Below are 18,778 nucleotides of genomic sequence, written 5' to 3'. Positions count from 1 at the left end.
CGGTTTTTGCGTTTTGCCGTGCAGGTTTTAGTGCACCAGCATGCCGGTGAACCAGTAGGCCTGAGCCAGGGTGATCAAGCCGACGATGGTCGCAAAGAACAGGCTGTGCTTGAGGGTGAAGCGGAACAGGTCCGATTCCTTGCCCACCAGACCGGTCGCGGCGCAGGCCACGGCGATCGATTGCGGCGAGATCATCTTGCCGGTCACGCCACCACTGGTGTTGGCCGCCACCAGCAGCACATCGTTGACACCGATCTGGTGTGCGGTGGTCGCTTGCAACGAACTGAACAGCGCGTTGGACGAGGTATCGGAACCGGTCAGGAACACGCCCAGCCAGCCGAGGAACGGCGAGAAGAACGGGAACGCGGCGCCGGTGCCGGCCAGTACCAGGGCCATGGTCGACGACATGCCTGAGTAGTTGGTGACGAAGGCAAATGCCAACACCATGCCGATCGACAGAATCGGCCAGCGCAGCTCGTAGAAGGTCTCTCTCAAAGTGGTCAGACCAGTTTTGATATTGATCTTCAGCACCAGCATCGAGATCAGCGCGGAGAAGAAAATCGCCGTGCCGGTCGCGGAAATCGGATCGAGTTTGAACACCGCCGGGATAGCGGTCGGTGCCGTCACGATCGGCGCAACCTTGATCACCATTTGGTCCAGGTGCGGGATGGCGAAGTTGAACACCCAGCTGTACATCGAGCCGCCGGCGGCAAACATTGCCTTGAACGGTTTGAGGGTCCAGATAGTGACCAGGACAGTGAGGATCAGGAACGGCGACCAGGCTTTGAAAATTTCGCCGAGGCTGAAAGGCGAAGCCACGGTGGTGCGTGGCTGGCCGAAACCGCCGGCGCTGGCAGTTACCACGGAAGCCGAGACGGCACCGGCGATGTGTTGGCCTGCGGCGCGTTTTGGCTGCCAGATTTTCAGGAACAGCGTCAGGGAAATCAGGCTGACCAGCGCCGAGGTGATGTCCGGTAACTCGGGGCCGATGAAGTTCGACGTGAAGTATTGGGTGATGGCAAAGCTCAGGCCCGCCACCAGCGCGGCCGGCCAGGTTTCCCGCACGCCACGCATGCCGTCCATCATGAACACCAGCCAGAACGGCACGAACAACGACAACAGCGGCAGTTGGCGGCCGGTCATGGCGCCGATCTTGAACGCGTCGATGCCGGTCACTTGCCCGGCGACGATGATCGGAATGCCCAAGGCACCGAAAGCCACTGGCGCGGTGTTGGCGATCAGGCACAGGCCGGCGGCGTACAGCGGGTTGAAGCCCAGCCCTACCAGCAGGGCGGCGGTAATCGCGACCGGAGCACCGAAGCCGGCGGCCCCTTCCAGGAACGCACCGAAGCAGAAGCCGATCAACAGAACCTGCAAGCGCTGGTCATCGGTGATCGACAGCACGGAGCTGCGGATCACTTCGAACTGGCCACTCTTGACCGTCAGTTTGTAGAGGAACACCGCCGCGACGATGATCCACGCAATGGGCCAAAGTCCGTAGGCAAAGCCATAGCCTGCGGCAGCGAAGGCCATATCGACCGGCATCTGGAAAGCGAAGATGGCGACGGCGATGGACAAGGCCAGCGTGATGCTGCCCGCCACGTGCCCTTTGAGCCGGAACACGGCCAATGCCAAAAAGAAAAACACGATGGGAATAACGGCCGCGAGCGCAGAGACGCCGAGGCTGCCGAGCGGGGTATAGAGCTGTTGCCAGGTTTGCATATGGGGTGGCCCCTAATTGTTGTTGGTCAGGCACTGGTCAGCGTTCTTGGATAATTGGTAATACCAATTTACAATCGCTGTTGGCTAGGGTAAAAGCGTTGTAGGCGGTGTGTCAATTTGCCGCCCTAAAACTTTTGTCGAATAAGCCCATGGACGTGTGCTTGATCTGTCTTAACAAACGCTGTCTGGTAGGTGCTGGCACAGCGCCGATAGGCCAGAATAGAGAGCCCGGCGAGCCGTCGGGACCGTGGAGAAATGAGTTATGGGGTTTGATCAGATTCGTCAGCGCCGTTTGTCTGACGATATTGTCGAGCAGCTCGAGGGGATGATTCTCGAAGGCACGTTGAAGTCCGGTGAGCGCTTGCCGGCCGAACGCGCGTTGGCCGAGCAGTTCGGCGTGTCACGTCCTTCGTTGCGCGAGGCGATTCAGAAACTGGCGGCCAAGGGCTTGCTGGTCAGTCGCCAGGGTGGCGGCAATTATGTGGTGGAATCGCTGGGGTCGACTTTCAGCGATCCGCTGTTGCACCTGCTGGAAAGCAATCCCGAAGCTCAGCGCGATCTTCTGGAGTTTCGCCATACGCTGGAAGCGTCTTGCGCCTATTACGCGGCACTGCGCGCCACCGATGTGGATCGCGAGCGACTGACCGCGGCCTTCAACGAGTTGCAGGACTGCTACACGCGGCACGACGAGGTGAGCCGGGCGGAGGAGGGCGCGGCAGACGCAAAATTTCACCTGGCCATTGCTGAAGCCAGCCATAACGCGGTGCTGTTGCACACCATTCGCGGGCTGTTCGATCTGCTCAAGCGCAACGTGGTGACCAACATCGGTGGCATGTACAAGCAGCGCACGGAAACCCGCGACATGCTGATCACACAGCACCGGGAGTTGTACCTGGCGATTATTGAAGGAAGGGCGGAGCAGGCGCGGGAAGTCTCCAGTCGACACATCCTGTATGTGCAGGAAGTGCTGGAAGAGGTGCGTCAGGAAGTACAGCGCATGGCTCGGGCGGAGCGGCGCAAAGGGATGTAGTCAGTGGAATGATCGTTCCCACGCTCTGCGTGGGAATGCAGCAATGGACGCTCTGCGTCCGCTGTGTGACGCGGAGCGTCACGGGATGCATGCCCACGCAGAGCGTGGGAACGATCAGGTATCCGACGAAAGCGGTCTCAAGGCGAAAGAATTAATCTTCCTTGCCCTTGTTGCGCACCGCACGCTGCAATTCACGACCGGCGTCGCGCTCGCGTTCGGTATCACGCTTGTCGTATTCCTTCTTGCCCTTGCCCAGTGCGATCTCGCACTTGACCATGTGCTTGCTCCAGTACCAGGACAGGCACACGCAGGCATAACCTTTTTGCTGCACGGCGGCGGCCAGCTTTTCCAGCTCGCGGCGGTTGAGCAGCAATTTTCGGGTGCGGGTCGGGTCGGCGATGACGTGGGTGCTGGCGGTCATCAACGGCGTGATGTGACTGCCGAGCAACCAGGCTTCGCCATCCTTGAGCAGCACGTAACTGTCGACCAGTTGCAGCTTGCTTGCCCGCAGACTCTTTACTTCCCAGCCGGCCAGGACCAGACCAGCCTCGAACTTATGCTCGATGAAGTAATCGTGTCGCGCCTTTTTGTTTTGCGCGATGGTCCCTGTTGGGTGTTTCTTCTGTTTAGCCATAGGGGCGGCATTATAGGGAGTTGCACGCGAGTCGGCTACGGTATCGCTACGTGCTTGAGCAGGTTGATTGAATCCCGGACAATGCGGCCTCTTTTTTGAACGCTTGGGCGTGATAACGATGTCGACAGACAAGGTTTCTGTCCACGGCAGTTGGGCTAGCCGCTGGGTCTTCATACTCGCCGCGACCGGTTCGGCCGTGGGCCTGGGTAGTATCTGGAAATTCCCGTACATGGTTGGCGTCTACGGCGGCGGTGCCTTCGTGCTCATGTTCCTGGCCTGTATCGCGCTGATCGGTGTGCCGGTCATGCTCGCCGAAACCCTGATCGGCCGTCGCGCGCGGCAGAGTCCGGCCAACGCCTTGAAGGTTCTGGCGCAGGAAGCCGGGCATTCGGGTAAGTGGTCCTGGGGCGCGTTCGCCGGGATGGTCACGGCGTTGCTGATCCTGTCTTTCTATAGCGTGGTGGGCGGCTGGTCGCTGGATTACATCATCGACATGGGCCGCGGCGACTTCCAGGGGGTTACGCCTGATCAGGTCGGCGCGTACTTTGGCGGGGTGATCGCTGACCCTTGGCGCCTGACACTTTGGCACACGATGTTCATGTTGCTGTCGGCGGTCGTCATCGCCAAAGGCGTGGTTGCGGGGCTTGAGCGCAGTCTGCGGATCATGATGCCGCTGCTCTTTGTCATGATCCTGGTGTTGCTGGGCTACAGCATGACCACGGGTCATTTCATGGAAGGCGTGCATTTCATGTTCGACTTTCACCCGGAAAAAGTGCTCGACGGCTTGTTGCCCGCCATGGGGCACGCCTTCTTCTCGCTGAGCGTGGGCGTCGGTTCGATCATGATCTACGGGGCCTATATGCCCAAGCATTCGTCGATCTCCGGTACCGTGGTCGGCGTGGCGCTGCTCGACACTTTTGTTTCTCTGGTGGCTGGCCTGGCATTGTTTCCGATTGTGTTTGCCGCCGGCCTGAACCCTAGTGAAGGCCCTGGCCTGATGTTCGTCAGCCTGCCATTTGCGTTCGGTAACGTAGCGTTCGGCCAGTTAATGGGCGTAGTGTTCTTCGTGCTGGTCGCAGTGGCGGCCTGGAGTTCGGCGATTTCCCTGCTTGAACCGATGGTGGCCTACCTGGTTGAACGCACGAAGGTGAGTCGAGCCTGGGTAACCTTTTGGCTGGCATTTACCTGCTGGTTTGTCGGCCTGGGTACGGTGTTTTCCTTCAATATCTGGAAGGAAGCCAAGTTTTTCGTGAACGAAGGGGGAATGTTCCACCTCTATCAATGGGGAGCGGCCGGCGGCCTGGACTTCTTTGGCGTGATCGATTTCTTCACCTCGCGGATCATGTTGCCACTCGGTGGTTTGTGTTTCGTGGTGTTTGCAGGCTGGGTGATGGGGCGTGAAGCGGTACGCGACGAATTGTCGATCCGCAGCCCGGCGTTGTTCGCCCTGTCCTTGTTCTTGATGCGCTATGTGGCGCCCATCGGCATTCTCGTAGTGTTTGCCGCACAGCTGTGGAAGTGACGCTGACATGACGACACACATTCAACGCTCGGCGCTGCTGCCCTATCCGGCGCAAGCGCTTTATGACCTGGTTAACGACGTAGCGCGTTACCCGGAATTTCTGCCGTGGTGCTCGGCCGCCGAAGTGCTGGAAAGCAGCCCCGAACACATGCGCGCCAGCGTAGGCGTGGCCAAGGGGGGCTTGAGTCAGCATTTCGTTACCCGAAACACGTTGGTGCCCGGCCATTCCATCGAGATGAACCTCGAAGAAGGTCCTTTCACCCAGTTGCACGGTATCTGGGTGTTCAAGCCCTTGGGCGAAAAGGCCTGCAAGATCAGCCTGGACCTGTCGTTCGATTACGCCGGACCGATCGTGCGCGCGACGTTGGGGCCGCTGTTCAATCAAGCCGCGAATACGCTGGTGGACGCGTTCTGCCAGCGCGCCAAACAAATGCATGGTTGATTCGATGGTTGATGTCGAGGTGGTCTATGCCGCCGTTGATCGACAGGCGCTTCTCTCGGTGGCGGTGCCTGTCGGAACGACAGTGCGCGCGGCCTTGCTGAAATCAGGTATCGGGGAGGCGTTTCCAGAGTTGAACCTGGCCGATTGCCCGTTGGGAATCTTCGGCAAAGTGATCGCTGATCCGCAGGCTCGGCCAGTTCAGGCCGGGGATCGCATCGAGATCTACCGGCCCTTGTTGGCTGATCCGAAGGAAGTTCGCCGGTTGCGCGCCGCCAAGGCAGCTGAAGCTAAAGCCCGGAATCAGTAAATCACTGAACGCTGGACAATAAAAAACCCGGAATTTCCGGGTTTTTTATTGCGTCGCAAATTATTGTGGCGCGGTGTCCAGGGGTTCTGGCGTCGGGACTGGAACGGTTTCTACACCGTCGACGTCCTTCTGAATCTGATCCAGCAACGAACCTGGCTTGACCGGTTTTTCCGGTTTCGGCTTCTCGACGTTTTCTACAGGAGCGGCCACGTTAGTGGTGCTGTCCTTGCCGAGAATGGCCTCGTCGCGGCTCACGCCCGGCATGAAATCGCCTGAGAGGCTGACAAGTTGGTCATTTGGGTTGAAGATAACGCTAATGCGTTCCTGTTGGCGTTCACCGCCACCGGGCTGCAGGCTGTACAGGTAATCCCAGCGATCGGCATGGAACGTGTCAGTCAGCAGAGGGTTGCCCATGATAAACCGTACTTGCTTGCGGGTCATTCCCGGGCGTAACTGGTTTATCATGTCCTGCGTGACGACATTGCCCTGCTGGATGTCGATTTTGTAAACCCCGGGGAATGAACAACCGGCGAGTGCGAGCAGTCCCACAAAGGTGAAACTGGTTAGCAAGAGCTTGGTGTTTTGCATCGGTGGGCGACTTCCACTATCTTGGCTGGGACAACGTAAACGCCGATCATACCCGCATTAAGAGAAGCTGCGAAGCAGCATCGCGAGAAAGCTGACCATGGTTGAAAATAGCGAACTACGCAAAGCCGGTCTCAAAGTGACCCTGCCAAGGGTCAAGATTCTGCAAATGCTCGATTCCGCCGAGCAACGCCACATGAGTGCCGAGGATGTTTACAAGGCGCTGATGGAGGCTGGTGAGGACGTCGGTCTGGCCACGGTTTACCGTGTATTGACTCAGTTCGAGGCAGCTGGCCTTGTGGTGCGGCACAACTTCGACGGAGGCCATGCGGTCTTCGAGCTGGATGACGGCAAGCATCACGACCATATGGTCAACGTCGAAACCAGCGAAGTGATTGAATTCTTCGACGAAGAAATCGAGCGCCTGCAGAAAGCAATCGTCGACAAGTATGGCTTCGAGATGGTTGATCACAATCTGGTGCTGTACGTACGTAAGAAAAAGTAAGCAAGTCGCGCGAATTTCACGTTCGCGAAACGAGCGAAGGCGACCCCAGGGTCGCCTTCGTGCTTTCTGCCGTTCTTAAATTTTTGCGGTAACGACCATTTTTTTCGCGTGGGCCAGGGATTCCTTGGTCAGGTCGATGCCCCCCAGCATTCGCGCTACTTCTTCAACGCGATCATTTTTGCTCAACTTGGAAACCGCCGTGTGGGTGGCATCTTCGCCGCGCACCTTGTGCACGAATAGATGTTGATGGCCCTGAGCAGCCACTTGCGGCAAGTGAGTCACGGTCAACACTTGTCCGCGCTCCCCGAGTCGGCGCAGCAACTGGCCAACGATTTCAGCAGTCGGGCCGCCGATGCCGACGTCCACTTCGTCGAACACCAGCGTGGGTACGCGCGAGGTCTGAGCGGTGATGACTTGAATCGCGAGGCTGATCCTCGACAGCTCGCCGCCCGAAGCTACTTTGGCCAAGGCTTTTAATGGTTGGCCGGGGTTCGCGCTGACGAGCAGTTCCACTTGCTCAAGCCCGTTGGGCAACAGTTCATCACTGCCATTGGGGCGAAGCTCGATGGTGAAACGTCCGCCGGGCATACCCAGTCGCTGGATTTCCTGCTCGACGGCGCTGGCCAGGCTGTTCGACGCCTGGTGACGCAAGTCGCTCAGTTCCCGGGCCTTCTCCTGATAATGGCGGGCATAGGACGCCAGCTCATCGCTCAGGCGTTCGATGGACTCGTCATTGGCGTTCAGGGTTTCGATTTCATCCAGCAAGCGCTGCTGCATCTCCGCGACCTCGGTCGGCTGGATGCGATGCTTGCGCGCCATGGTGTAGATCGCGTCGAGACGTTCTTCGAGGTATTGAAGGCGGGCAGGATCGGCGTCGAAGTTATCAAGAAAGCGGTTCAGCTCGCCCACGGCTTCTTCTACCTGAATCTGTGCGCTGGTCAGCAGGCTGCTGGCTTCACCCAGTGCGCCGATCGAGTTGTTGACGCTCGACAGGCGATTGAGGCTGGCGGTCAGCGCGTTCAGGACGTTCCCGGAATCACTTTCGCTGCATTGTTCGACCACTTGCCGGCAGATGCCCAGCAGGGTTTCCGCGTTGGTGAGGTTCTTGTGTTCCTGTTCCAGCTGCTCCAGCTCGTTTTCACCGAGGCCAAGATTCTCCAGCTCTTCGAGTTGATAGCTGAGCAATTGATGGCGAGCGCGTTGTTCGTCGCCGGAATTGGAGAGGCGCTCCAGTTCCTGGCGGGTCTGGCGCCAGCGTTGAGCAGCCAGATGAACCTGGCGGGCAAGGTCGGTGGCGCCGGCGTACTCGTCCAGCAGGCGGCGGTGAGTGTCGGTCTTGAGTAGTGATTGGTGTTCGTGCTGGCTGTGGATGTCTATCAGCAATTCGCCCAGGGCTTTTAAATCGCCGAGTGGGCAGGGCGTGCCGTTGATGTAGCCACGCGAGCGTCCTTCGGCGGTGATCACCCGGCGCAGGATGCACGGGCCGTCGCTTTCGAGGTCGCGTTCGGCCAGCCAGGCGCTGGCTTCGGGGATGTCGACCAGGTCAAAGGTTGCCAGGATGTCGGCCTTGTCGGCACCGGGACGAACCACGCCGCTGTCGGCACGGTCGCCCAGCGTCAGGCCCAGAGCGTCGAGCATGATCGACTTGCCGGCGCCGGTTTCACCGGTGATCACGCTCATCCCGCGATCGAGTTCGAGATCGAGATGTTCAACGATGGCGTAGTTATGTACGGACAGGTGCACCAGCATAAAGGCCGCTCCCAGGCTTTAGGTCTGGTTATTTATACAGTGTTTTATTTGTGGCTGACAATGCCCCCTCTTAGCTCGATTTGCTCGGTCTGACGAAATGCTTAGCGCGTCGGGTAATCACAATGCAGCGTTTTTTGTAGGGTTAATCACAAGTCACCCCTTGAAGCTCATTTTTGCGGCCCCATATACCGGGACAGAAGCGTGAGTTGAGCTCACGGACGATATTGAAAGGAGAATTCTATGGCTGACGAACAGACAGTGGATACGCAAAATCTAGACGCCGATCAGGCTGCCCAGGATTCGGGTGATGAACTGGCGGCTCGTGTACAAGTGCTCGAAGAGCAATTGGCGGGTGCTCATGATCAGGCTTTGCGTGTAGCGGCTGATCTGCAGAACGTCCGCCGTCGCGCCGAGCAAGATGTAGAAAAGGCTCACAAATTCGCCCTGGAAAAATTCGCCGGTGACCTGTTGCCGATCGTTGACAGCCTGGAGCGTGGCCTGGAGTTGTCCAGCCCGGACGACGAAAGCATCCGTCCAATGCGTGAAGGGATCGAGCTGACGCTGAAAATGTTCCAGGACACCCTGAAACGTTATCACCTGGAAGCGATCGATCCGCATGGCGAACCGTTCAATGCCGTTCAGCATCAGGCAATGGCCATGCAGGAAAGCGCCGACGTCGAGCCGAACAGCGTGCTCAAGGTCTTCCAGAAAGGCTACCAGCTCAACGGTCGTCTGCTGCGCCCGGCCATGGTCGTGGTGAGCAAGGCGCCTGCGCCAGTTTCGCCTTCTATTGACGAGCAGGCTTGAAATTAGCCGCAAGGCCCCCATTTAGAAGTCAAGCGTTTAAGTGCTACCGCAGTTAGCCACCACTGCTGCGGCAACCAAATCCAAAGTTTCGGGAGAGTGAACATGGGCAAAATTATCGGTATCGACCTGGGGACTACCAACTCCTGCGTCTCCGTGCTGGAAAACGGCGTAGCCAAAGTTATTGAAAACGCTGAAGGCGCGCGCACCACGCCGTCGATCATTGCGTACGCCAACGATGGCGAAATCCTCGTGGGCCAGTCGGCCAAGCGTCAGGCTGTGACCAATCCGCACAACACCCTGTATGCGGTGAAGCGTCTGATCGGTCGTAAGTTCGACGAAGAAGTCGTACAGAAAGACATCAAGATGGTCCCGTACAAAATCGCCAAGGCCGACAACGGTGACGCCTGGGTTGAAGTAAACGGCCAGAAAATGTCGCCGCCGCAAATCTCGGCTGAAATTCTGAAGAAAATGAAGAAGACCGCCGAAGACTACCTCGGCGAGCCAGTGACCGAAGCGGTGATCACCGTTCCGGCCTACTTCAACGACAGCCAGCGTCAAGCCACCAAAGACGCCGGCCGCATCGCGGGCCTGGACGTAAAACGTATCATCAACGAACCAACCGCAGCTGCCCTGGCTTACGGTATGGACAAGGCGAAAGGCGATCACACCGTGATCGTTTACGACTTGGGCGGCGGTACTTTCGACGTTTCCGTAATCGAGATCGCTGAAGTCGATGGCGAGCACCAGTTCGAAGTATTGGCCACCAACGGCGATACGTTCCTGGGCGGTGAAGACTTTGACATTCGTCTGATCGACTACCTCGTTGACGAATTCAAGAAAGAAAGCGGCATGAACCTCAAAGGTGACCCGCTGGCCATGCAGCGCCTGAAAGAAGCCGCTGAAAAAGCCAAGATCGAACTGTCCTCGAGCATGTCGACCGACGTGAACCTGCCGTACATCACTGCAGACGCCACCGGTCCTAAGCACTTGAACGTGAAAATCTCCCGCGCCAAGCTCGAAGCGCTGGTAGAAGACCTGGTTCAACGCACCATCGAACCTTGCCGTATCGCTCTGAAAGACTCCGGTATCGACGTTGGCGCCATCAACGACGTGATCCTGGTAGGCGGTCAGACCCGTATGCCACTGGTTCAGAAGCTGGTGACCGAATTCTTCGGTAAAGACGCACGTAAAGACGTGAACCCGGACGAAGCGGTTGCCATGGGTGCTGCTATCCAGGGCGCGGTATTGGCCGGCGACGTGAAAGACGTTCTGTTGCTCGACGTCAGCCCGCTGACCCTGGGTATCGAAACCATGGGTGGCGTGATGACCGCGCTGATCGAGAAAAACACCACGATTCCTACCAAGAAATCGCAAGTGTTCTCGACTGCCGACGACAACCAGGGCGCTGTGACCATTCACGTGCTGCAAGGCGAGCGTAAGCAAGCTGCTCAGAACAAGTCCCTGGGCAAGTTCGACCTGGCCGAGATTCCACCAGCGCCACGCGGTGTGCCACAAATTGAAGTGACCTTCGACATCGATGCCAACGGCATCCTGCACGTAGGCGCCAAAGACAAGGCTACCGGCAAGACCCAGTCGATCGTGATCAAGGCCAACTCCGGTCTGTCCGAGGAAGAAATTCAGCAAATGATTCGCGATGCTGAAGCCAACGTCGATGCGGATCGTCAGTTCGAAGAGCTGGCAAGCGCTCGCAACCAGGGTGATGCGCTGGTTCACTCGACACGCAAAATGGTCGCTGACGCTGGCGATAAAGTGAGCGCTGAAGAGAAGACTGCAATCGAGGCGGCAGTGGTTGCCCTGGAAGCCGCTATTAAAGGCGACGACAAGGCTGCCATCGACGCCAAGGTTGAAGAGCTGTCGAAAGTCTCCGCTCCAGTGGCGCAGAAGATGTATGCCGAACAGGCCCAGCCTGCTGAAGGCGCTGCACCGCACGACGAAAAAGCTCAAAAAGCCGACGACGTCGTTGATGCCGAGTTCGAAGAAGTAAAAGACCACAAGTAAGTTGTTGGTCGCCCGGTTGACTGCCTTCTGGCGGTGACTGGTAGGATGTCGCCGCGCGGGAGCTTGCTCCCGCGTTGGCGTGTCTGGAGTTAGCGAATTTTTACAGCGTGCGACAACGTTCGGATGCTGGCGGTAGGGTCGGGAATGCTCCTGCTTCTCGAACCGAAAGTGCCGCATTGAATCAAAGACCAGGATCGTTGAATTGACGTGAGTTGGGTCCGGGCCTGTATTGGGGCTCAACGAGTTTGGCGAGGCTCAGGAGGGGTTTGCCGAACGTCCTTAAGAGTGCAAAGACTTATGGCAAAGCGTGACTATTACGAAGTATTGGGTGTTGAGCGTGGCTCAAGCGAAGCAGACCTGAAAAAGGCCTACCGTCGCCTGGCAATGAAGCACCACCCGGACCGTAATCCCGATGACAAAGCGTCGGAAGATATGTTCAAAGAGGCCAACGAGGCCTATGAAGTGCTGTCCGATTCGAGCAAGCGCGCGGCATACGACCAATACGGTCATGCCGGTGTCGACCCAAGCATGGGTGGCGGCGGTGCCGGGTTTGGCGGTCAGAACTTCTCCGACATCTTTGGCGATGTCTTCAGTGACTTCTTCGGTGGTGGTCGCGGCGGTGCCCGTGGCGGCGCCCAGCGCGGCAGCGACTTGCGTTACACCCTGGAGCTGAATCTGGAAGAGGCGGTGCGCGGCACGACCGTGAATATCCGCGTTCCGACACTGGTCAACTGCAAGCCGTGCGACGGCTCGGGCGCCAAGAAAGGCTCCTCGCCTGTCACTTGCCCGACCTGCGGCGGCATTGGTCAGGTGCGCATGCAGCAAGGCTTCTTCTCGGTGCAGCAAACCTGTCCGCGTTGCCACGGCCAAGGCAAGATCATTTCCGATCCGTGCAACTCGTGCAACGGCGAAGGCCGTGTCGAAGAATACAAAACCCTCTCGGTTAAAGTGCCGGCGGGTGTCGATACCGGTGATCGCATTCGTCTGTCGGGCGAAGGCGAGGCGGGTGCGCAGGGTGGCCCGACTGGCGACCTGTACGTGGTGATCAATGTGCGCGAGCACGCGATCTTCCAGCGTGATGGCAAGCACCTGTTCTGCGAAGTGCCGATCAGCTTTGTTGATGCGGCGTTGGGCGGCGAGCTGGAGATTCCGACCCTTGATGGTCGCGTCAAACTGAAAATCCCTGAGGGGACTCAGACCGGCAAGCAGTTCCGTGTTCGCGGCAAAGGCGTTGCGCCTGTGCGTGGCGGCGGTGCTGGCGACTTGATGTGCCGTGTGGCGGTCGAAACCCCGGTCAACCTGGGTCGTCGTCAGCGCGAGTTGCTGGAAGAGTTCCGCAGTTCGCTGGCGGACGACAACAGCCATTCGCCGAAAACCACCGGTTGGTTTGAAGGCGTGAAGCGCTTCTTCGGCGATTTGTAAGGGGTGAGCATGCGACGTATTGCTGTGATGGGTGCGGCGGGCCGCATGGGCAAGATTCTGGTCGAGGCGGTGCAGCAGCGGGCGCCGCTGACCGGTCTGACGGCAGCCATCGTGCGCCCTGGCAGCACGCTGATTGGTGTGGATGCCGGTGAGCTGGCCTCGTTGGGGCGGATCGGCGTGCCGCTGTCCGGTCATGTGGAATCCGTGGCTGAAGAGTTCGATGTGTTGATCGACTTCACGCTCCCGGAAGTCATGCTGAAAAACCTGGCGTTCTGCCGCAAGGCGGGCAAGGCCATGGTGATCGGCACGACCGGTCTGGACGCTGCACAAAAGCAGTTGCTGGTCGATGCTGGCAAGGATATTCCGATCGTGTTCGCGGCCAATTTCAGCGTCGGTGTAAACCTGTCGCTGAAGCTGCTCGACATGGCTGCTCGTGTGTTGGGCGATGATGCGGATATCGAAATCATCGAGGCTCATCACCGGCACAAGATCGATGCGCCGTCAGGCACGGCCTTGCGCATGGGGGAAGTGATTGCTAGCGCCCTGGATCGTGATCTGCAGAAGGTCGCGGTCTACGGGCGTGAAGGCCACACCGGTGCGCGTGAGCGCGAGACCATCGGTTTTGCCACGGTGCGCGGCGGTGATGTTGTTGGCGATCATACGGTGCTGTTTGCCTGTGAAGGCGAGCGTCTCGAGATCACCCACAAGGCATCCAGTCGCATGACCTTTGCCAAGGGCGCGGTGCGTGCTGCGTTGTGGCTGGACGGTCGTGAGCCGGGTCTTTATGACATGCAAGACGTGCTCGACCTGCGTTAAGATGCGCCCGAAATCGGGTTCAAACCCAGCGTTTGAGCCCGGTTTTATCCCGCCAAGCGACGTCCTGTCGCATTCTCCGGCCTTTAGGGCTCATTGGCGGTAGACCAAAAAAGCCTTTTTCTGTAAGCTACAGCTTTAGTGTGTCCACTAAAAGCGCGCAGAATTATTCGGTGAAGAAGCGGGGTGACGTGTCCATACGTCACTCCGCTTTTTTACAACCTGCGATCGCCCTTTCAGGCTTTATTTACGGGAGGTCTTCTTGACTAAGCCAGCCATACTCGCCCTTGCTGATGGCAGCATTTTTCGCGGCGAAGCCATTGGAGCCGACGGTCAAACCGTTGGTGAGGTGGTGTTCAACACCGCCATGACCGGCTATCAGGAAATCCTTACCGATCCTTCCTACGCCCAACAAATCGTTACCCTGACTTACCCGCACATCGGCAACACCGGCACCACGCCGGAAGATGCCGAGTCCGATCGTGTCTGGTCTGCTGGCCTGGTCATCCGTGACCTGCCACTGGTTGCGAGCAACTGGCGTAACACGATGTCCCTGTCCGACTACCTGAAAGCCAACAATGTTGTGGCTATCGCCGGTATCGACACCCGCCGCCTGACGCGCATCCTGCGTGAGAAAGGCGCACAGAACGGCTGCATCATGGCCGGTGACAACATCTCCGAAGAAGCAGCCATCGCCGCAGCTCAGGGCTTCCCTGGCCTGAAGGGCATGGACCTGGCGAAAGTCGTCAGCACCAAAGAAAAATACGAGTGGCGCTCGACTGTCTGGGATCTGAAGACCGACAGCCACGCGACCATCGAAGCTTCCGAGCTGCCATACCACGTGGTTGCGTACGACTACGGCGTCAAGCTGAACATTCTGCGCATGCTGGTCGAGCGCGGTTGCCGCGTGACCGTGGTGCCGGCTCAGACGCCAGCCGCCGACGTTCTGGCGATGAAGCCGGACGGCGTGTTCTTGTCCAACGGTCCTGGTGATCCGGAGCCTTGCGACTACGCAATCCAGGCGATCAAGGATGTGCTGGAAACCGAGATTCCGGTGTTCGGCATCTGCCTCGGTCACCAACTGCTGGCTCTGGCCTCCGGCGCCAAGACCCTGAAAATGGGTCACGGCCACCACGGTGCCAACCACCCGGTCCAGGACCTGGACACCGGCGTCGTGATGATCACCAGCCAGAACCACGGTTTTGCGGTAGACGAAACGACCCTGCCAGCCAACGTTCGCGCGATCCACAAATCGCTGTTCGACGGCACCCTGCAAGGGATCGAGCGTACCGACAAGAGCGCCTTCAGCTTCCAGGGTCACCCTGAAGCCAGCCCTGGCCCGAACGACGTAGCGCCACTGTTTGATCGCTTCATCAACGAAATGGCCAAGCGACGCTAATCGCTGGCCTTGATGAGCAAAGCTTGAGGGGCGGTCCCGAAAACCGGCGGCCCCCCTCAAGGCTTCAAAGATTGAACAAGACGGCTTGCCGACTGACCTGCGGATTTGAGTGACAAACCCATGCCAAAACGTACAGACATTAAAAGCATCCTGATTCTCGGCGCTGGCCCGATCGTGATCGGCCAGGCTTGCGAATTCGACTATTCCGGCGCCCAGGCCTGTAAAGCCCTGCGCGAGGAGGGCTACCGCGTCATCCTGGTGAACTCCAACCCGGCGACCATCATGACCGACCCGGACATGGCTGACGCCACGTACATTGAGCCGATCAAATGGCAGACCGTTGCCAAGATCATCGAGAAAGAGCGTCCGGACGCGCTGCTGCCGACCATGGGCGGCCAGACCGCCCTGAACTGCGCACTGGACCTGGAGCGCGAAGGCGTTCTGGAGAAGTTCGGCGTAGAGATGATCGGCGCCAACGCTGACACCATCGACAAGGCTGAAGACCGTTCGCGCTTCGACAAGGCGATGAAATCCATCGGCCTGGACTGCCCGCGTTCGGGTATCGCCCACAGCATGGAAGAGGCCAACGCGGTCCTCGAGAAGCTCGGTTTCCCGTGCATCATCCGTCCGTCCTTCACCATGGGCGGCACCGGTGGCGGTATCGCTTACAACCGTGAAGAGTTCGAAGAAATCTGCGCCCGTGGTCTCGACTTGTCGCCGACCAAAGAGCTTCTGATCGACGAATCCCTGATTGGCTGGAAAGAATACGAGATGGAGGTTGTCCGCGATAAAAAGGACAACTGCATCATCGTCTGCTCCATCGAAAACTTTGACCCGATGGGCGTGCACACCGGTGACTCGATCACTGTTGCTCCTGCGCAGACCCTGACGGACAAGGAATACCAGATCATGCGTAACGCCTCCCTGGCGGTACTGCGTGAAATCGGCGTGGAAACCGGCGGCTCCAACGTCCAGTTCGGCATCTGCCCGGACACTGGCCGCATGGTGGTCATCGAGATGAACCCGCGGGTATCCCGTTCCTCGGCCCTGGCGTCGAAAGCCACTGGTTTCCCGATTGCGCGTATCGCTGCCAAGTTGGCGATCGGCTACACCCTGGACGAATTGCAGAACGAAATCACCGGCGGCGCTACTCCTGCGTCCTTCGAGCCGTCCATCGACTACGTCGTGACCAAGCTGCCACGTTTCGCCTTTGAAAAATTCCCGAAAGCCGATGCACGCCTGACCACTCAAATGAAGTCGGTTGGTGAAGTCATGGCCATCGGCCGGACCTTCCAGGAATCCCTGCAGAAAGCTTTGCGCGGTCTGGAAGTGGGCGTTTGCGGTCTGGACGAGAAGCTCGACTTGAGCAACCCGGAAAGCATGAGCATCCTCAAGCGCGAACTGACCGTGCCGGGCGCCGAGCGTATCTGGTACGTGGCTGACGCCTTCCGCGCCGGCCTGTCGGTCGAAGACATCTTCGGCATGAACATGATCGACCCGTGGTTCCTGGTGCAGATCGAAGATCTGATCAAGGAAGAAGAGAAGGTCAAGACCCTGGGTCTGGCCAGCATCGACCGCGACTTGATGTTCCGCCTCAAGCGCAAAGGCTTCTCCGACATGCGTCTGGCCAAGCTGCTGGGCGTGACCGAGAAGGCTCTGCGCCGTCATCGTCACAAGCTGGAAATCTTCCCGGTCTACAAGCGCGTTGACACCTGCGCGGCCGAGTTCGCTACCGACACCGCCTACATGTACTCGACTTACGAGGAAGAGTGCGAAGCAGCGCCGTCGGGCCGCGACAAGATCATGATCCTCGGCGGCGGTCCTAACCGTATCGGCCAGGGTATCGAGTTCGACTATTGCTGCGTACACGCGGCATTGGCGCTGCGCGAAGACGGTTACGAGACCATCATGGTCAACTGCAACCCGGAAACCGTTTCCACCGACTACGACACCTCCGATCGCCTGTACTTCGAACCAGTAACCCTGGAAGACGTGCTGGAAATCTGCCGGGTCGAGAAGCCTAAAGGCGTGATCGTCCAGTACGGCGGCCAAACCCCGCTGAAACTGGCGCGTGCCCTGGAAGAAGCCGGCGTACCGATCATCGGTACCAGCCCTGACGCCATCGACCGTGCCGAAGACCGTGAGCGCTTCCAGCAGATGGTTGAGCGTCTGAACCTGCGTCAGCCGCCAAACGCCACCGTGCGCAGCGAAGACGAAGCGATTCGTGCCGCCGCCAAGATCGGTTACCCGCTGGTGGTTCGTCCGTCCTATGTTCTGGGCGGCCGCGCAATGGAAATCGTCTACGAAGAAGAAGAGCTCAAGCGCTACCTGCGTGACGCGGTGAAAGTGTCCAACGACAGCCCGGTGCTGCTCGATCACTTCCTCAACTGCGCCATCGAAATGGACGTGGATGCGGTCTGCGACGGCACCGACGTGGTGATCGGCGCGATCATGCAGCACATCGAGCAAGCCGGCGTTCACTCCGGTGACTCCGCGTGCTCCCTGCCGCCGTATTCGCTGCCTGCCCACATCCAGGACGAGATGCGCGAACAGGTCAAGAAAATGGCCCTGGAACTGGGCGTGGTCGGCCTGATGAACGTACAGTTGGCGCTGCAAGGCGAAGACATCTACGTCATCGAAGTCAACCCGCGCGCTTCCCGTACCGTGCCGTTCGTCTCCAAGTGCATCGGTGTTTCCCTGGCGATGATCGCGGCACGCGTCATGGCCGGTAAAACCCTGAAGGAAATCGGTTTCACCAAAGAAATCATCCCGAACTTCTACAGCGTGAAAGAGGCGGTGTTCCCATTCGCCAAATTCCCTGGTGTGGACCCGATCCTGGGCCCAGAGATGAAATCCACCGGTGAAGTGATGGGCGTGGGCGATACCTTCGGTGAGGCGTTTGCCAAAGCTCAAATGGGCGCCAGCGAAGTGCTGCCGACCGGCGGTACCGCGTTCATCAGCGTGCGTGACGACGATAAGCCACTGGTTGCAGGCGTGGCCCGTGATCTGATCAACTTGGGCTTCGAAGTGGTTGCCACTGCCGGGACTGCCAAGCTGATCGAAGCCGCAGGCCTGAAAGTGCGTCGTGTGAACAAGGTGACCGAAGGTCGTCCACACGTGGTGGACATGATCAAGAATGACGAAGTCACCTTGATCATCAACACCACCGAAGGCCGTCAGTCGATCGCTGATTCGTACTCCATTCGTCGTAATGCCTTGCAGCACAAGATTTACTGCACCACTACCATTGCTGCTGGCGAAGCTATCTGTGAAGCGCTGAAGTTCGGTCCCGAGAAGACTGTGCGCCGCTTGCAGGATCTACACGCAGGATTGAAGGCATGAGCATAACCAAGTACCCAATGACCGTTCAGGGCGCCAAAGCCCTGGAAGAAGAGCACGCTCACCTGACCAAGGTCGTCCGTCCGAAGCTTAGCCAGGACATCGGTACGGCCCGCGAGCTGGGTGATTTGAAGGAAAACGCCGAATACCATGCTGCCCGCGAGCAGCAGGGTATGGTCGAGGCGCGGATCCGTGACATCGAAGGTCGCATGCAGAATGCAGTGATCATTGATGTCACGACCATTCCTCACACTGGCAAAGTGATTTTCGGCACCACCGTAGAAATCGCCAATGTCGAGACTGATGAAAGCGTCACTTACCACATCGTGGGTGAGGATGAGGCTGACTTCAAACTGGGCAAGATTTCGGTAGGTTCGCCATTGGCCCGCGCCTTGATTGCCAAGGAAGAGGGTGATGTCGTTGCCGTGAAAACGCCTGGTGGCGTTATCGAGTACGAGATTGTCGAAGTCCGCCACATCTGAA

General features: G+C 58.5%; 16 protein-coding genes. 12 read left to right on the top strand and 4 right to left on the bottom strand.

Annotated elements, in window-relative coordinates:
- Positions 1 to 27: 27 nt before the first annotated feature.
- A complete protein-coding gene (locus ACM6I0_RS31130) occupies positions 28 to 1,722 on the bottom strand; it encodes a lactate permease LctP family transporter (RefSeq protein ID WP_414924061.1) in 1,695 nt (564 codons plus the stop codon).
- Positions 1,723 to 1,984: 262 nt separating this feature from the next.
- On the opposite strand from ACM6I0_RS31130, the gene ACM6I0_RS31125 reads away from it, so the two are divergent.
- On the top strand, positions 1,985 to 2,752 hold the full coding sequence (locus tag ACM6I0_RS31125) for a GntR family transcriptional regulator (protein WP_010463546.1): 768 nt from the start codon (positions 1,985 to 1,987) through the stop codon (positions 2,750 to 2,752).
- A 151-nt stretch (positions 2,753 to 2,903) separates the two neighbouring features.
- Here ACM6I0_RS31125 and smpB read toward each other — a convergent pair whose 3' ends face one another.
- Complete coding sequence (smpB, locus tag ACM6I0_RS31120; protein WP_007900551.1) at positions 2,904 to 3,386, bottom strand: SsrA-binding protein SmpB; 483 nt, start codon at positions 3,384 to 3,386, stop codon at positions 2,904 to 2,906.
- Positions 3,387 to 3,504: 118 nt separating this feature from the next.
- On the opposite strand from smpB, the gene ACM6I0_RS31115 reads away from it, so the two are divergent.
- The 3 genes from ACM6I0_RS31115 to ACM6I0_RS31105 are packed head-to-tail and all read left to right on the top strand — an operon-like array spanning position 3,505 to position 5,657.
- Positions 3,505 to 4,908: a sodium-dependent transporter gene (locus ACM6I0_RS31115; RefSeq protein ID WP_285430751.1), complete on the top strand. Its 1,404-nt coding sequence runs from the start codon at positions 3,505 to 3,507 to the stop codon at positions 4,906 to 4,908.
- Between the two features lie 7 nt (positions 4,909 to 4,915).
- Positions 4,916 to 5,350 carry a type II toxin-antitoxin system RatA family toxin gene (locus tag ACM6I0_RS31110; RefSeq protein WP_285430752.1) on the top strand — a complete coding sequence of 145 codons (435 nt, stop codon included), beginning with the start codon at positions 4,916 to 4,918 and terminating at the stop codon, positions 5,348 to 5,350.
- Positions 5,343 to 5,657 (top strand): RnfH family protein, encoded by a 315-nt coding sequence (locus tag ACM6I0_RS31105; protein ID WP_414924060.1) that lies wholly within the window; start codon positions 5,343 to 5,345, stop codon positions 5,655 to 5,657. The genes ACM6I0_RS31110 and ACM6I0_RS31105 overlap by 8 nt, the downstream gene beginning before the upstream one ends.
- Before the next feature lie 60 nt (positions 5,658 to 5,717).
- On the opposite strand, the gene ACM6I0_RS31100 is transcribed toward ACM6I0_RS31105, so the two are convergent.
- Entirely contained in the window at positions 5,718 to 6,245 is a 528-nt protein-coding gene (locus ACM6I0_RS31100) for an outer membrane protein assembly factor BamE (protein WP_285430756.1), read from the bottom strand.
- Positions 6,246 to 6,342: 97 nt separating this feature from the next.
- Between ACM6I0_RS31100 and fur the strand changes: the two genes are divergently transcribed.
- A complete protein-coding gene (fur, locus tag ACM6I0_RS31095; protein ID WP_003197684.1) occupies positions 6,343 to 6,747 on the top strand; it encodes a ferric iron uptake transcriptional regulator in 405 nt (134 codons plus the stop codon).
- Positions 6,748 to 6,822: 75 nt separating this feature from the next.
- Here the strand turns inward: fur and recN are convergent, their stop codons facing one another.
- A complete protein-coding gene (recN, locus tag ACM6I0_RS31090; RefSeq protein ID WP_150658734.1) occupies positions 6,823 to 8,496 on the bottom strand; it encodes a DNA repair protein RecN in 1,674 nt (557 codons plus the stop codon).
- Positions 8,497 to 8,736: 240 nt separating this feature from the next.
- Here recN and grpE point away from each other — a divergent pair, with 240 nt between their 5' ends.
- The 7 genes from grpE (at position 8,737) to greA (ending at position 18,777) form a co-directional block, all read left to right on the top strand.
- Positions 8,737 to 9,303, top strand: a complete 567-nt coding sequence (grpE, locus tag ACM6I0_RS31085) for a nucleotide exchange factor GrpE (RefSeq protein ID WP_285430759.1) — start codon at positions 8,737 to 8,739, stop codon at positions 9,301 to 9,303.
- A gap of 102 nt (positions 9,304 to 9,405) precedes the next feature.
- Positions 9,406 to 11,322, top strand: coding sequence for a molecular chaperone DnaK (dnaK, locus tag ACM6I0_RS31080; RefSeq protein ID WP_285430760.1), 1,917 nt, complete (start codon positions 9,406 to 9,408; stop codon positions 11,320 to 11,322).
- A 297-nt stretch (positions 11,323 to 11,619) separates the two neighbouring features.
- Positions 11,620 to 12,744: a molecular chaperone DnaJ gene (gene dnaJ / locus ACM6I0_RS31075; RefSeq protein WP_090175666.1), complete on the top strand. Its 1,125-nt coding sequence runs from the start codon at positions 11,620 to 11,622 to the stop codon at positions 12,742 to 12,744.
- Between the two features lie 9 nt (positions 12,745 to 12,753).
- A complete protein-coding gene (gene dapB / locus ACM6I0_RS31070) occupies positions 12,754 to 13,560 on the top strand; it encodes a 4-hydroxy-tetrahydrodipicolinate reductase (protein WP_090175663.1) in 807 nt (268 codons plus the stop codon).
- Positions 13,561 to 13,819: 259 nt separating this feature from the next.
- Positions 13,820 to 14,956: a glutamine-hydrolyzing carbamoyl-phosphate synthase small subunit gene (gene carA, locus ACM6I0_RS31065; protein ID WP_090175660.1), complete on the top strand. Its 1,137-nt coding sequence runs from the start codon at positions 13,820 to 13,822 to the stop codon at positions 14,954 to 14,956.
- Positions 14,957 to 15,076: 120 nt separating this feature from the next.
- Positions 15,077 to 18,298, top strand: coding sequence for a carbamoyl-phosphate synthase large subunit (carB, locus tag ACM6I0_RS31060; RefSeq protein WP_090175657.1), 3,222 nt, complete (start codon positions 15,077 to 15,079; stop codon positions 18,296 to 18,298).
- Between the two features lie 2 nt (positions 18,299 to 18,300).
- Positions 18,301 to 18,777, top strand: coding sequence for a transcription elongation factor GreA (gene greA, locus ACM6I0_RS31055; protein WP_033058235.1), 477 nt, complete (start codon positions 18,301 to 18,303; stop codon positions 18,775 to 18,777).
- The last annotated feature ends 1 nt before the right edge of the window (position 18,778 follow it).

Origin of the sequence: Pseudomonas sp. IT-P294, from assembly GCF_949767865.1 — a bacterium.
Lineage (GTDB): Bacteria > Pseudomonadota > Gammaproteobacteria > Pseudomonadales > Pseudomonadaceae > Aquipseudomonas.
The sequence above is the reverse complement of the archived record's forward strand: the minus strand, read 5'-3'. Positions and strand labels throughout refer to the sequence as shown.